Genomic DNA, 743 nt, shown 5'->3' on the forward strand with positions numbered 1-743 from the left:
GGGGGGCTTACCAGCGTTCGTTCCAGGGGCGCAGATCCAGCTCGAACGTCCAGGCATCCCGTGGCTGACTGTGCAGATACCAGTAGTTCTCGGCGATGTGCTCGGGATTGAGGATGCCATCCTGATCTTTGGTGGCGTACTTCTCGGGGAAACTGTTGCGAATGAAATCGGTGTCGATCGCACCATCGACCACCACATGGGCGACGTGGATGTTCATCGGCCCCAGTTCCCGCGCCATGCTTTGCGCCAGTGCGCGGATGCCGTGTTTGGCACCGGCGAAAGCGGCGAACCCGGAGGCGCCGCGAAGTCCGGCGGTGGCGCCGGTGAATAGAATCGTGCCGCGATTGCGCGTGACCATGCGTTTGGCCACTTCACGGGCATTGAGAAATCCTGAGAAACAGGCCATCTCCCAGATCTTGAAATACTTGCGCGCGGTTTCCTCAAGGATGCTGCACGGCACGTTGGCGCCGATATTAAAGACAAAGGCTTCGATCGGACCGACGCGGGTTTCAATGTCTTCAATAAGCGCGATGACATCTTCTACCTTGCGCGCATCGCAGGCAAAGCCGTGGGCATCGCCGCCTTCAGCCTTGATCGCGTCCACCAGCGGTTGCAGTTTGTCAGCGCTGCGTCGGGTGACGCAGGCGACGAATCCTTCTCTGGGAAAACGCTTGGCAGTCGCGCCGCCCGTGGCATCGCCGGCGCCGACAACCAATACGACCTTCTTGTTATTCATGGGTGAA

The 743-nt window shown here is 59.6% G+C and carries 1 protein-coding gene; it reads right to left on the reverse strand.

Annotated elements, in window-relative coordinates:
* Nucleotides 1–7: 7 nt before the first annotated feature.
* On the reverse strand, nucleotides 8–736 hold the full coding sequence (locus tag BK660_RS30695; protein ID WP_123436421.1) for an SDR family oxidoreductase: 729 nt from the start codon (nucleotides 734–736) through the stop codon (nucleotides 8–10).
* Nucleotides 737–743: the final 7 nt, after the last annotated feature.

It is taken from the genome of Pseudomonas brassicacearum, assembly GCF_003732265.1.
GTDB classification, from domain to species: domain Bacteria; phylum Pseudomonadota; class Gammaproteobacteria; order Pseudomonadales; family Pseudomonadaceae; genus Aquipseudomonas; species Aquipseudomonas brassicacearum_D.

What these genes read in the sequence shown, in the direction of transcription:
- BK660_RS30695 (WP_123436421.1), bottom strand. Translation starts at nt 736, where the DNA reads ATGAATAACAAGAAGGTCGTATTGGTTGTCGGCGCCGGCGATGCCACG.